General features: G+C 72.9%; 13 protein-coding genes. 3 read left to right on the top strand and 10 right to left on the bottom strand.

All coding sequences use genetic code 11. From position 1 onward, the window contains the following. Positions 1–12: 12 nt before the first annotated feature. Together ACY34M_RS00820 and ACY34M_RS00815 are read right to left on the bottom strand one after the other, a co-directional pair. The gene (locus ACY34M_RS00820) at positions 13–684 is read right to left on the bottom strand and encodes a class F sortase (protein WP_462719078.1); all 672 of its coding nucleotides are present in this window, start codon (positions 682–684) and stop codon (positions 13–15) included. Between the two features lie 7 nt (positions 685–691). Beyond that, positions 692–1,273 (bottom strand): hypothetical protein, encoded by a 582-nt coding sequence (locus ACY34M_RS00815; RefSeq protein ID WP_462719077.1) that lies wholly within the window; start codon positions 1,271–1,273, stop codon positions 692–694. Positions 1,274–1,407: 134 nt separating this feature from the next. On the opposite strand from ACY34M_RS00815, the gene ACY34M_RS00810 reads away from it, so the two are divergent. Then, positions 1,408–2,187: an HAD-IIA family hydrolase gene (locus tag ACY34M_RS00810; protein ID WP_462719076.1), complete on the top strand. Its 780-nt coding sequence runs from the start codon at positions 1,408–1,410 to the stop codon at positions 2,185–2,187. A 33-nt stretch (positions 2,188–2,220) separates the two neighbouring features. Here the strand turns inward: ACY34M_RS00810 and ACY34M_RS00805 are convergent, their stop codons facing one another. The 7 genes from ACY34M_RS00805 to ACY34M_RS00775 form a co-directional block, all read right to left on the bottom strand. Then, positions 2,221–3,282 (bottom strand): 2-aminoethylphosphonate ABC transporter substrate-binding protein, encoded by a 1,062-nt coding sequence (locus ACY34M_RS00805; RefSeq protein ID WP_462719075.1) that lies wholly within the window; start codon positions 3,280–3,282, stop codon positions 2,221–2,223. Positions 3,283–3,325: 43 nt separating this feature from the next. Next, entirely contained in the window at positions 3,326–4,123 is a 798-nt protein-coding gene (locus ACY34M_RS00800) for an ABC transporter permease (protein ID WP_462719074.1), read from the bottom strand. Between the two features lie 89 nt (positions 4,124–4,212). Beyond that, positions 4,213–5,085, bottom strand: coding sequence for a 2-aminoethylphosphonate ABC transporter permease subunit (locus ACY34M_RS00795; RefSeq protein ID WP_462719073.1), 873 nt, complete (start codon positions 5,083–5,085; stop codon positions 4,213–4,215). Further along, on the bottom strand, positions 5,078–6,166 hold the full coding sequence (locus ACY34M_RS00790; RefSeq protein WP_462719216.1) for an ABC transporter ATP-binding protein: 1,089 nt from the start codon (positions 6,164–6,166) through the stop codon (positions 5,078–5,080). Before ACY34M_RS00790 ends, ACY34M_RS00795 begins: the two co-directional genes overlap by 8 nt. A 156-nt stretch (positions 6,167–6,322) precedes the next feature. Further along, positions 6,323–7,090 (bottom strand): GntR family transcriptional regulator, encoded by a 768-nt coding sequence (locus ACY34M_RS00785; RefSeq protein WP_462719072.1) that lies wholly within the window; start codon positions 7,088–7,090, stop codon positions 6,323–6,325. 105 nt (positions 7,091–7,195) lie between these two features. Further along, complete coding sequence (locus tag ACY34M_RS00780) at positions 7,196–7,912, bottom strand: hypothetical protein (RefSeq protein WP_462719071.1); 717 nt, start codon at positions 7,910–7,912, stop codon at positions 7,196–7,198. Between the two features lie 401 nt (positions 7,913–8,313). Then, complete coding sequence (locus ACY34M_RS00775) at positions 8,314–9,414, bottom strand: ROK family transcriptional regulator (protein WP_462719070.1); 1,101 nt, start codon at positions 9,412–9,414, stop codon at positions 8,314–8,316. A 79-nt stretch (positions 9,415–9,493) separates the two neighbouring features. Here ACY34M_RS00775 and ACY34M_RS00770 point away from each other — a divergent pair, with 79 nt between their 5' ends. Together ACY34M_RS00770 and ACY34M_RS00765 are read left to right on the top strand one after the other, a co-directional pair. Further along, the gene (locus ACY34M_RS00770) at positions 9,494–10,576 is read left to right on the top strand and encodes a Gfo/Idh/MocA family oxidoreductase (protein ID WP_462719069.1); all 1,083 of its coding nucleotides are present in this window, start codon (positions 9,494–9,496) and stop codon (positions 10,574–10,576) included. Beyond that, complete coding sequence (locus tag ACY34M_RS00765) at positions 10,573–11,064, top strand: heme-degrading domain-containing protein (RefSeq protein ID WP_462719068.1); 492 nt, start codon at positions 10,573–10,575, stop codon at positions 11,062–11,064. The genes ACY34M_RS00770 and ACY34M_RS00765 overlap by 4 nt, the downstream gene beginning before the upstream one ends. On the opposite strand, the gene ACY34M_RS00760 is transcribed toward ACY34M_RS00765, so the two are convergent. Next, positions 11,051–12,403 carry a cytochrome P450 gene (locus ACY34M_RS00760; protein WP_462719067.1) on the bottom strand — a complete coding sequence of 451 codons (1,353 nt, stop codon included), beginning with the start codon at positions 12,401–12,403 and terminating at the stop codon, positions 11,051–11,053. The genes ACY34M_RS00765 and ACY34M_RS00760 overlap by 14 nt on opposite strands. Positions 12,404–12,488 lie beyond the last annotated feature (85 nt).

Here is a 12,488-nt window from a genome sequence, read left to right as displayed (position 1 = left end):
CGGACAGGTCTCTCAGCCCGCCGTCCGCGGCGCCCCTTCCACGTCCGACAGATACGCCGACACGACCACGTTCGCCGTGTACGTGCCCGCGGCCTTGTCGAAGGTCCCGCCGCAGGTGATGAGGCGCAGTTCCGCCCGGTCGGCGCGGTGCGGTCCGTACGCCTTGGCCGGGTCGAAGTTCTCGCGGGAGAACACCCGCACGTCGTCGACGGTGAACTCGGCGACGGAGCCGTCGTCCCGCGTCACGCGCACCGCGTCGCCGGGCTCGGCCTCGCTGAGGTGGTAGAAGACGGCGGGCCTGGTCTCGGTGTCGACGTGCCCGACGAACAGGGCGGTGCCCCGCTCCCCCGGCTTCGCCCCGCCGCCGTACCAGCCGACGACGCCCGCCCGCGCGTAGGGCGGCGGGTCCACGGCGCCGCCCGCGTCCAGGCCGCGGGCCACGACGGGCGCCCTGACCCGCAGCGCCGCGATGTCGACGCGCGCCGGGGCCGCGCCCGCGACCGGCCGGTGGGCTGCGGGCAGCTCGACGCCCGCGGGGCGGCCGACGGCGGCCGCGTCCCCGGTGGTCGGCGAGGACAGGCTGACCTCGGTGGCGCCGCGGCCCCACAGCCACAGGCCGAGCAGCAGCACCGCCCAGGCCACTCCCGTCAGGAGCCGCCCGGCACTCTGCGGCCGGTCACCCATGGCGGAGTCAGCGCCTCGTCGACGAACCGGTGGCCTTGCGGCGGCGGACGCTGCGCACGGCCACGGCGACGGCGGCGATCGCGGCGAGGCCCAGACCGATGAGCGCGTGCCGGTCGCCGGGGCCCTCGCTGGGGGCGGCGGACGGGGGGCGGTGGACGGCGAGCGCCTGCCGTTCGGTGGCGGTGCCGCCGCCGCCCGCGTGCACGGGGGCCGTCGGGGTCGGGGTGGGCGTGACGTCCGCGTCGAGGACCTGGACGGTGCCGGTGACCTTGCCCTCGGCGCCGTCGCAGGTCACCGAGATCGGGTAGGCGTCGGGCGCGGCGGTGGAGCTGACGCGGGCCTCCGCGAACAGGGTGGGTTCGTCGGCGGAGGGCGCGAGCCGGGCGGGGGCCACGAAGGCCTCGGAGCGTGCGCTGCCCGTGGTGCCCGCGCAGCCGGTGACCCGCAGGTCGACCTCGGTGCCCGCGGGCGCGGAGCGCGGGGTGACGGTGATCGATCCGCCGCCGTCGGCCGCCGGGGCGGCGGTGGCCGGTGCGGTCGCCAGGACGGCCGCCCCGGTGACACTGACAGCAAGCAGTCCTGCACGCATCGTGAACCTCCTCTAGGCAGGGTCACGCTTCGTGGGGCGTTCCGCATCCCGAGAGGCTCCGGTGGTGCGTTTCACCTGGCGGGGCGGGTGAATACGATGGCAGTCAGTCGATCTGAGCCGAGGAGTCCGCACACATGGCAGAGCACAAGCCCATCGAATCGTGGCTGACCGACATGGACGGGGTGCTCATGCACGAGGGGGTGCCGATCCCGGGCGCGGACGCGTTCATCAAGAAGCTGCGGGACTCCGGCAAGCCCTTCCTCGTCCTGACGAACAACTCGATCTACACGGCCCGTGACCTGCACGCCCGGCTGAACCGGATCGGCCTGGAGGTCCCGGTCGAGAACATCTGGACCTCGGCCCTCGCGACCGCCCGGTTCGTCGACAGCCAGCGGCCGAACGGCACGGCGTACGTGATCGGCGAGGCCGGTCTGACGACGGCGCTGCACGAGGTCGGGTACATCCTGAGCGACTCGGACCCCGACTTCGTGATCCTGGGCGAGACCCGTACGTACTCGTTCGAGGCGCTCACCAAGGCGATCCGGCTGATCAACGGCGGGGCCCGGTTCATCGCCACCAACCCCGACAACACGGGCCCCTCCACGGAGGGCGTGCTGCCCGCGACCGGCTCGGTGGCGGCGCTGATCACCAAGGCGACCGGCAAGGACCCGTACTTCGTCGGGAAGCCGAATCCGCTGATGATGCGGACCGGGCTGAACGCCATCGGGGCGCACTCGGAGTCCAGCGCCATGATCGGCGACCGGATGGACACGGACGTGCTCGCGGGCCTCGAGGCCGGGATGACGACGTACCTCGTGCTGACGGGGCTCACGAGCGAGTCGGACGTCGACCGCTTCCCGTTCCGGCCGACCACGGTCGTCGACTCGATCGCGAACCTCGTCGACCTGGTCTGACGCCGGCCCCGGTACGGCGGCCGGTGCTGCTTCTCAGCTGCCGGTCGCCGTCTTCCAGTCGTCCACGTACGTCTGGAGGTTCTTGGCGACGTCGTTCCAGTCGGGCTCGAAGATCTGCACGCCGTCCATGATCTTGGCGAGGGCGACGGCGTTGTCGTCGGCGGCCTTCACGTCCGCGCGCGGCGAGAAGCCGCCGCCCACCGAACTCACCTGCTTCTGCTGCTCGGTGGCGAGCATGAAGTCCAGGAGCTTCTTGCCGTTGGCGGTGTGCGGGGCGTTCTTCACGAGACCGCCCGCGTACGGCAGGGCGAAGGAGGTCGGCTTGCCGGAGCCCTTCTTCGGGAACCAGATGCCGAGGTTCGGCATGTCCTTGGACTGGGAGTGGTTCATCTGTACGTCGCCGTTGGCGACGAGGAGTTCACCCTTGTCGACCTTGGGGGCGAGCTTTCCGGTGGAGGCGGACGGGCCGACGTTGTTGGCCTGGAGCTTCTTCAGGTAGGCCATGGCCTGCTGCTTGCCGCCGAAGTCGTGGATCGCCTTGACCAGCAGGGCGGTGCCGTCACCCGCGACGCCGGGCGTGGAGTACTGCAGCTTGTTCTTGTACTTCGCGTCGAGGAGCTGCTCCCAGGTGGTGGGCGGCGTCTTCAGCTCCTTCGTGTTGTGGATGAACCCGAAGTAGTTGTTGACGACGGACGTCCAGGTGCCGTTCGCCGCCTTGTCGGCGCCGTCGACCTGGTCCGAGCCCTTGGGCGCGTACTTCGCCAACAGGCCCTTGCTGTCGGCCTGCTGGATGAACGGGGGCAGCGTGACGAGGACGTCGGCCTGGGTGTTGACCTTCTCGCGGACGGCGCGCTGCACCATCTCGCCGGAGCCGCCCTCCACGTACTTGACCTTGATACCGGTCTTCTTGGTGAAGTCCTTGAATATCTTGTCGTACCAGCCGTCGCCGTTCTCGCCCTTGAGGCCGTCGGCGCTGTAGACGGTGACGACCTTCTCGTCGGAGGCGGCGGAGCTGCCGCCGCAGCCGGTCAGGGCGGCGGCGAGGGCGAGGCTGCCGGTGACGGCGGCGACGGTGGTGAGCGTGTTCTTGCGCATGGCGAGGTGAACTCCCTTAGTGCGTCAGGGTCGTTGAGGGGGTCTAGCGGTACGAGGCCTTGGTGCGGATCCGCGAGGCGGCGAGCAGGACGAGCAGCGTGGCGGCCATGAGGATCACGGCGATCGCGGAGCCGGTGAACAGGGAGCCGCGGTCGGTGGTCGCGTAGATCTGCACCGGGAGCGGCATCCAGTCGGGCGGGTAGAGCATCATCGTGGCGCTCAACTCGCCCATGGACAGGGCGAAACACAGGCCCGCGGCGGCGTTCAGGGAGGGCAGCAGCAGCGGCAGCTTCACCTTCCACAGGACGTACGCGGGGCGGGCGCCGAGCGAGGCCGCGGCCTGTTCGTACACCGGGTCGAGGCGCCGGAGGGCGGCAGAGACGGACTGGTAGGCGAACGCGGTGACCAGGATCGTGTGGGCGATGATCACGATCCAGCGGGTGCCGTTGAGCAGCATCGGCGGCCGGCTGAACGCCACGAGGACGGCGAGGCCGACGACCACGGACGGCACGGCGACCGGCAGCATGAACAGGGCGTCCAGCACGCGCCGCCCCCGCTTCCTCAGCGCGGCGGCGGCCAGCGCGGCCCAGCCGCCGACGACGAGCGCGAGCACGCTCGCGGTGACGGCCGTGACCAGGCTGGTGGTCAGGGCGGTGAGGGAGTCGCCACTGGTGGCGGCCTCGTAGTGCCCGCCGGTGAACCCGGAGGGCAGGGCGCCGGACCAGTTCGTGGCGAAGGACGCGGCGACGACGACGAGGAGCGGAAGGGCGAAGAGGGGCAGAAAGAGCACGAAGAAGACGCCCCAGGTGATCCACTTCGCGGGCTTGCTATGCACGAGCACGAGGATTCGCCTCCCGGTGGAACGAGGTGCCCCGAAGGGGCGCGGGGAACTGCGCGACCGGCCACGGCGAAACCGCACTCGGCGTCGAATCAGCCACCGACACGACGGCTCACCACCCGGTAGAGGCCGTAGAGGCCCACGGACACAAGGACGTTGACGACCGCCACGACGCAGGCCCCCGGGTAGTCCGACTCCAGGATGGCCTTGCTGTAGACGAGGGTCGGGAGGGTCGTGACGTCCTTGGCTCCGGTGAACAGGACGATCCCGAACTCGTTCAGGCACAGGACGAGGACCAGCGAACCGCCGGCGGCCAGCGCCGGGAGCGCCTCCGGCAGGATGACCTGCCGCACGATCCGGGCGGGCCGCGCCCCGAGCGACGCGGCGACCTCCAGCTGCCCCGTCTCGACCTGGGAGAACGCGGCGAGCAGCGGGCGCATCACGAAGGGCGTGAAGTAGGTGATCTCCGCGAGCAGTACGCCCCACGGCGTGGTCAGGAACTGGAAGGGCCCGGTGGCGGCGCCCGTGAGATCCGTCCACAGCCCGTTGGCCATGCCCACCTGCCCGTAGACGAACAGCAGGGCGAGCGTGATCAGGAAGGACGGGAAGGAGAGGAACACGTCGATGAACCGGGCGACGGCCCTGCCGCCGGGGAACGGCACGAACGCGACGATCAGCGCGAGCACGAAGCCGAGGACGAGGCAGCCGACCGTGGACCCGACGGCGAGCCACACCGTCGTGCCGAGCGCCTCGCGGAACGCCGAGGACGCGAAGACGTCGGCGTACGGCTTGAGGGAGGTGCCGCCGGTGTCGGGGGTGAGCGACTGCTGGACGACGAGGAAGAGCGGGTAGAGGAAGACGACGGCGAGGGCGGCGACGGGCGGCAGCGCCCAGACCCAACCGCCCTTCCACCTGCGGGCCTTGGTGGCGCCCTGGCGGGGCGCGGTGAGCGCGGCGCTAGCCATGCGTGGCCACCTCCGCCGAGACGCCCGCGCCGAGCAGCACCGCGTCCTCGGGCGCGAAGTGCACGGTGATCCGCTCCCCGAGCGCCGGCGGCTCGCGCAGTTCGCGCAGGTCGGCCTTGACGCGGTGGCCGTCCACGTCGACGTGGAGGCGGTGCGTGGAGCCGCGCCACTGGACCTCGGTGACCTCTCCGGTCAGGGCGTTGGGGCCTTCGCCGAGGCCGACGAGGTGCGGGCGGACGCAGAGCGTGGCCGTGGATCCCGTAGCCGCGTCGCCCTGTGCCGGGACCTTCAGTTCGGTCGGGCCGAAGGAGACCGTGCCCTTTCCGGCCGTGCCGACCGTCACCGGCAGGAGGTTGGCGTTGCCGACGAAGGACGCCGTGAACTCGGTGCGCGGCCTGCGGTACAGGTCCTGCGGCGTGCCGACGTCCTGGAGGCGGGCCTTGTCCATGACGGCTATGCGGTCGGCGAGGGTGAGCGCCTCGACCTGGTCGTGGGTGACGTACAGGATCGAGACGTCGGGCAGCTCGCGGTGGAGCCGGGCGAGTTCGGCGAGCATGCCGGAGCGGAGCCGGGCGTCGAGCGCGGACAGCGGCTCGTCGAGCAGCAGCACTCCGGGCCGCACCGCGAGGGCGCGGGCGATGGCGACGCGCTGCTGCTGGCCGCCGGACAGCTCGCGCGGGTAGCGCTTGGCGTAGGAGGCCATGCCGGTCAGTTCGAGGGCCTCGGCGACCCGCGCGGGAATCTCGCTCTTCGGCGCCTTCTGCGCCCGCATCCCGAACGCGACGTTGTCCTCGACGCGCAGGTGCGGGAAGAGCGCGTAGCTCTGGACGACCATGCCGATGCCGCGCCGGTGCGGCGGCAGGTCGGTGACGTCGCGCCCGCCGAGGAACACCCGGCCGGACGCGGGCCGCACGAATCCGGCGACGGCGCGCAGCGCGGTGGTCTTCCCCGAGCCCGAGGGGCCGAGGAGGGCCATCACCTCGCCGGGCTCGACGGTCAGGTCGAGGGAGTCGAGAACGGTGGTGCCGCCGTACGCGACCGACACCCGGTCGAACCGGATGCCGCTCAGCTTCTGGTCGATGTCTCTCACGGCGGCAACGCTCGTGGCGGCGGGTGTCCCGCGCGAAGCGGTCCGGCAACGGGACGGTGAACTGCCACCCAAGCTTGGACCAGACCCGTTACCTTTCTGTTATGCGAGAGCGGCCGGTGAGGCCAACTCCCCTCAGGAGGGCGGGGGTTACCAGCTGTCAGGGCCCAAACGCGCGGTGAACGAGAACCGGTCCCCCCGGTAAAGCGTCCGCACCCGCTCCATGGCGCGCCGCCCCGTGTCGTACGAGATCCGGTGGAAGAGCAGCATCGGCAGCGCGGGCGGCGTTCCGATGAGCAGCGCCTCGCGCGGCGTCGCGAGCACCGTCTCGATGCGCTCGTCGGCCGAGCCGAACTCGATGCCGAGCCGGTCGTGGACGTAGGAGTAGAACGACGAGTCGGGGTCGAACTCGACGTCGAGGCGCGGCACCCTGGACACGGGGACGTACGTCGATTCGAGGCCGACGCGCTCGTCGTCGGCGAGCAGCACCCGCTCCATGTGCCAGACGGGCTCGCCGCGTTCGAGTCCGACCTCGGCGGCGAGCGCGGGCGGGCACGGGAAGCGCTCCAGGCCGATCAGGGTGCGGCCGGGGCGCCTGCCCTGCCTGCGCACGCCTTCCGTGTACGAGGCGAGGGACAGCGGCTGCGCCAGTTTCGGTCCCGCGGCGACGGTGCCCCTGCCGTGCCGCCGCAGCCGCCCTTCGAGCAGCAGCTCGCGCAGCGCCTGCCGCACCGTCTCGCGCGAAACCTCGAAGCGCAGGGCGAGTTCGCGCTCGGCGGGCAGCGCCTCCCCCTCGTCCAACTCGTCGATGAGCGCGGCGATCCGCGCCTTCACGGCGTAGTACTTCGGGATGCGTCCGTGCTCGGGGATGCCGTCGCGCACGGGGGCGCCGGGAGCCTGGTCGTTCGGGTAGTCCACGCGGGGATGGTCGCAGACGTGGATGAACGGCGGCCTTGCGGCCTGCGGTCCGGCCGCCGCGCTTGTTCGGCTGGGGCGGCGGCCGGACCGGGGTGGGTCGGTGGCTCAGCGTCCGCCGACGCGGAGCCGCCTGGCCCCCACCACGAGGGCCGCGCCGGCGAGGAGGAGGGTGCCGGCCGCGACCCCCAGTCCGAGCATCGCGCGCGGGCCCGTCCGGGCGAGTTCGTCCGCTTCGTCCGCGAGGGTCGGGCCCGTCGGCGCCTCGATGGCGAACGGGTAGTCGTTGGACTCGCCCACCCAGTCGCCGTCGTCGTCCCTGCGGTGGACGAGCGCGGCGTTGGCGGTGACCCGGTCGAGCGGGGTGCCGTCGGTGAACGCGAGGCGGACGTCCACGGAGACCGTCTCGCCCGCGCCGACCGAGAATCCGGGGAAGCCGTCGAACACGCCGATGTTCTCGCGGGCGTCCGTCCGTTCCACGGTCACCGGGCGCCAGCGTCCCGCGTCCCGGAACTCCATCCGGATGTGCTTCGGCGTCAGCTTCCGTGCCTCGTCGACCAGTACGAGGACGGGGTGCAGGTCGGCGCAGCGGGCGGCGGTGGTGTTGGTCAGGTCGAGCGAGAAGTGCCGGGGGGCTTCGCCGGGGCGGTAGGTGGCCGGGCCCTCGCCGATCCGGGTGTCGATCGGGAAGTCGCCGCTCTTGTCGGCGGCGCAGGCCCGTGTGCCGGTGTCGGCGACCGCCCCGGGCGCCGGGCCCGCCGCCGTGAGGGCGAGGGTGGCGACGGCGGTGACGCCGAGGGCGAGCGGTCGGCGGCGCAGTCGCATGAAGGCCCTTCCCGGCGGCAGTCGTGGGCATCGACCTTGCCAGTGCCGTCCGGCGGGACCGGGTGTGTGCGGTGCGCCACGCGCGGCGTTCCCCCGATCGGCCCACGCCGCACCGCGGTTACGGCCTCGGGGCTCCGCCCCGGACCCCGCGCCTCAATCGCCGGCGGGGCTGGAATTGCCGCACCGCGGTTACGGCCCCGCGCCTCAATCGCCGGCGGGGCTGAAAAGATTCGGGGCTCCGCCCCGGGCCCCGCTGCTCAATCGCCGCAGGGGCTTGAATGAGCGGCACCGGCCGATGGCGTCTCGCCTTGGGCAATCTGCCGCCTTGGGCGGCAGGGTGGGCAAGGCGGCACCACGGTGCCGCGCAACAGGGACGACGGGCGCCGGCCCCGGCGCAGCCCCTACGGCGCGGACCGGCCGAAGAGAGGGGCCAGGATCATGTGGGCGGCGCCTTCGACCGCCTGGGTGTCGCCGCCGGGGGCCGCCCGCACCGGGATCGGGGGGCCGCCGCCTTCCCGGCGGGCGCGGGCCGCGACGACCTGTTCCACCCCGCGTACAAAGCGCTCCTCGTGGCCCGCCACCGTCCGCCCGCCGAGCACCACCGCATCGATGTCGAGCAGGCTCACCAGGTTCGCCGCCCCCTCCCCGAGCACCCGCGCCGCCTCGTCGAGCCCCCGGTCCGTGCCGGAGGCCACCGCCGCGAGGCAGAGCGCCTCGATGCACCCCCGGTTGCCACAGCCGCACAGCGGCCCGTCCAGCTGGATCACCTGGTGCCCGAACTCGCCCGCCCCGGTCCGCGCCCCGCGGTACAGCGCGCCGTCGAGGACGAGCCCCGCCCCGAGCCCCGTACCGAGATGGAGGTAGGCGAAGGAGCGCTCCCCCTCGCCCTCCAGTGCGAGGCCGAGCGCCGCCGCGTTCGTGTCCTTGTCCACGACGACGGGGAGACCGAGCCGCTCGGCGAGCGCGTCGCGCAGCGGGAAGCCGTCCCACCGCGGAAACCCGGTGACCCGGTGCAGCACTCCGCCGGCGTGGTCGAGCGGCCCCGGCACGGCGACCCCGACCCCGAGCACGGTCTTCCCGCCGTCCGCCCCGAGCAGCGAGTCCACCTCGCACGCGGCCGCCCCGAGCACCGCGTCGGCGCCCGCGCCGAGGTCGAGCGGGACCCGCCGGGCCGCGACGACGGCGCCGGACAGGTCGGCGAGCACGGTGTGCAGCTCGTCGCGGTCCAGGTGCAGGCCGACCGCGTGCCCGGCGCCCGCGAGCAGCCGGAGCACGGTGCGCGGCTTGCCTCCGGTGGAGGCCCGGCGGCCGGCCTCGACCACGAGTCCGTCGCCGCGCAGGCGCGCCGTGATCTTGCTGACGGCCTGCGGGGTGAGCCCGGTGCGCTCGGCGAGTTCGAGGCGGCTTATCCCGGCCTCCCCCGCCGCGCGCAGCAGATCGAGCACGAGCGCCGCGTTGTGCCCGCGCAGGGCACTCAGATTGGCGCCCACCGTCGCGGCCATGGTCCTCCTCACGTGTGCAGTCACCAGCCCATTGTCCCCCGCGCTTGCACTTTGGCAACACCGTTGCTTAAGTGGAGGCATGACTGGTACGAGTGCTGCTCTCCGCGTGGGCCTGGTCGGCTACGGCCTGGCGGGCTCCGTCTTCCACGCCCCGCTGATCGCCGCGACCGAGGGCCTGACCCTGGACACGGTCGTCACCTCGAACCCCGAGCGGCAGGCTCAGGCCCGCGCCGAGCACGGCGAAGGCCTGCGCTTCGTCGCCTCCCCCGACGAGCTGTGGGAGCACGCGGACGAGCTCGACCTGATCGTCATCGCGTCGCCGAACAAGACGCACGTGCCACTCGCGAAGGCCGCCATCGCCGCGGGCCTCCCGGTCGTCGTCGACAAGCCGGTCGCGGGCACCGCGGCCGAGGCCCGCGAGCTCGCCGAGCTGGCCGAGAAGCAGGGCGTCCTGCTCGCCGTCTTCCAGAACCGCCGCTGGGACAACGACTTCCTGACCCTCCAGAAGCTGCTCGCCGACGGCGAGTTGGGCGACGTCTGGCGCTTCGAGTCCCGCTTCGAGCGCTGGCGCCCCCAGCCCAAGGGCGGCTGGCGCGAGTCCGGCGACCCGGAGGAGATCGGCGGCCTCCTGTACGACCTCGGCAGCCACGTCGTCGACCAGGCCCTGGTCCTGTTCGGCCCGGCCGTCTCCGTCTACGCCGAGTCGGACGTGCGCCGCCCCGGCGCCGAGGCCGACGACGACACGTTCATCGCGATCACCCACGCGAAGGGCGTCCGCTCCCACCTGTACGTCTCCGCCACCACCGCCCAGCTCGGCCCGCGCTTCCGCGTCCTCGGCTCGCAGGCGGGCTACGTGAAGTACGGGCTCGACCCGCAGGAGGCGGCGCTGCGCGACGGCAAGCGCCCGAAGGCCGGTGAGCCGTGGGGCGTGGAGGCCGAGTCGATGTGGGGGCGGGTCGGCTCCGGCGAGTCCCCGCAGACCGGCGGCGGCCGCCCGCTGGCGACGGTCGACGGCGACTACCCCGCGTACTACGCCGCCGTCGCCGCGGCGCTGCGCGACGGCGCGCCCAACCCGGTGCCCGCCACTCAGGCCGCCGCCGCGCTCGACGTCCTGGAGGCGGCCCGCGTCTCGGCCCGCGACGGTGTGACGGTGAAGCTGTGACGACCCCCGCGAAGACCAACCCCGAAAACGCCCCGCAGATCCCCGAGTTGGAGGAGCAGGAGCGCCGCCTGGTGCTCGGCTCCTTCACCCACGACGACGCCTGGGCCCTCGGGAATCTGCTCGTGGACCTCGCGCGCGAGCGGCAGGCGCCCGTCGCGATCGACATCACGCGCGGCGGCCAGCAGCTGTTCCACGCGGCGCTGCCGGGCTCCGCGCCCGACAACGACGCGTGGATCGCCCGCAAGCGCCGCGTCGTCGAGCGCTACCACGCCTCGTCGTACCTGGTCGGCAGCCGTTTCCGGGCCAAGGGCACGACGTTCGAGGACGCCTCGCGCCTCGACCCGGACACGTACGCGGCCCACGGCGGCGCCTTCCCGATCACCGTACGGGGAGCGGGAGTCGTCGGCGCCGTGGTGGTGTCGGGACTGCCGCAGATCGAGGACCACAAGCTGGTCGTGGCGGCGCTGGAGCGGTTCAGCGCGGCGTGAGCCGCAGCCGCACCGGTTCGGCCGGGCGCATCGTGATGCCGAACGCCGTCGCGAGCTCCCGGTCGTCCACGGCCTCGACCTCGTACGACTGAAGCAGCACGGCGAGGCCGAGGACCGATTCGAGCATCGCGAACTGCGCGCCGATGCAGGCGCGCGGCCCGCCGCCGAACGGCATCCAGGCGTAGCGGTGGCGCCCCTTCTCCGCCTCGGGCAGGAAGCGGTCCGGGTCGAAGCGCATCGGGTCCGGCCAGTACGCGGGGTCGCGGTGGGTGACGTACGCGGAGATCGTGACGTCGGAACCGGCCGGCACGAGCATGCCGTCGACCTCGGCGTCGGCGACCGCCCGGCGGCCGGTCGCGGCGGCGGCCGGGTACAGCCGCATCGTCTCCTTGATCACCCGCTCCGTGTACGGCAGGGCGTCGAGGTCCGCGGCCCGCGGCGGACGCCCGTCGGCGAGGACCTTGCCGATCTCCTCGCGGGCACGGGCCTGTACCTCCGGGTTCCGGCCCAGCAGGTGCAGGGCGAAGGTGAGCGAGGTCGACGTCGTCTCGTGCCCCGCGAGCAGGAAGACCAGCACCTGGTCGCGGATCTCGTCCGGCGAGAGCGCCTCGCCGTCCTCGGTGCGCGCCTTGATCAGCAGCCCGAGCAGGTCGCTGCCCGGCTCCTCGGCGGCCCTGCGCTCCGCGATCAGCCTGTCGCACACCCCGTACAGCTCCGTGCAGGCGGAGTCGAAGCGGCGGTTGCGCGGCGTCGGCCAGCCGGGCCCGACGATGCCCGCGCCGTAGGCCCGCCGCAGCGAGGTCTCGCTGATCTCGGGGAAGAAGCGGCGGACGGCGGGCACGGCGGTGTCGATGTCGGCGCCGAAGAGGATCCGGGCGACGGCCCGCAGCGTGAAGTGCTCCATCTCGGCCGCCGCGTCCACGACGTCCCGGCCGTGCCAGCCCTCGGCGGTGGCCCGCGCCTCGCCCACGACGGCGGTGTCGTAGGCGCGGATACCGCGCGGGGTGAACAGCGGCTGGATGAGCCGCCGTTGCCGCAGGTACGTCTCGTCCTGGCTGGTCAGCAGGCCGTTGCCGAAGGTGGAGCGCAGCTCCTCGTAGAAGAGGTTGTCCTTGCGGAAGTTGGCCGACTCGGTGGCGAGGACCTGCTGCGCGGCCTCAGCGGAAAACAGCCCGTACATGGTGCGGCGCAGTCCGGGCGGGCCCGCGAGGAACTTCACCACGTCGCCGTGGGTCTCGCGGGCCCGGAGGAAGGTGCCGAGCGCGTCGCGCTTCAGGTCGAGCATGGAACCGAGGAGCAAGGTCCCTGCGGGTATGGGCACTTGGGTGGTTGCTGTCACACAGGGAAGCGTGCGCGCCCCGTCGCGCACCGGGCAACGGGGCGCGACGGCTGGTGCGCAATCTTTACGATGCCGGTGCGCCGCG

The sequence above is a fragment of the Streptomyces sp. EDA2-14 genome (assembly GCF_054963755.1).
This window is presented reverse-complemented; position numbering and strand designations above follow the sequence as displayed.

Coding starts and splice junctions, on each gene's coding strand:
- ACY34M_RS00770 (WP_462719069.1), top strand. CDS start 9,494: ATGACTGGTACGAGTGCTGCTCTCCGCGTGGGCCTGGTCGGCTACGGC.
- ACY34M_RS00805 (WP_462719075.1), bottom strand. CDS start 3,282: ATGCGCAAGAACACGCTCACCACCGTCGCCGCCGTCACCGGCAGCCTC.
- ACY34M_RS00795 (WP_462719073.1), bottom strand. CDS start 5,085: ATGGCTAGCGCCGCGCTCACCGCGCCCCGCCAGGGCGCCACCAAGGCC.
- ACY34M_RS00810 (WP_462719076.1), top strand. CDS start 1,408: ATGGCAGAGCACAAGCCCATCGAATCGTGGCTGACCGACATGGACGGG.
- ACY34M_RS00815 (WP_462719077.1), bottom strand. CDS start 1,273: ATGCGTGCAGGACTGCTTGCTGTCAGTGTCACCGGGGCGGCCGTCCTG.
- ACY34M_RS00775 (WP_462719070.1), bottom strand. CDS start 9,414: ATGGCCGCGACGGTGGGCGCCAATCTGAGTGCCCTGCGCGGGCACAAC.
- ACY34M_RS00820 (WP_462719078.1), bottom strand. CDS start 684: ATGGGTGACCGGCCGCAGAGTGCCGGGCGGCTCCTGACGGGAGTGGCC.
- ACY34M_RS00780 (WP_462719071.1), bottom strand. CDS start 7,912: ATGCGACTGCGCCGCCGACCGCTCGCCCTCGGCGTCACCGCCGTCGCC.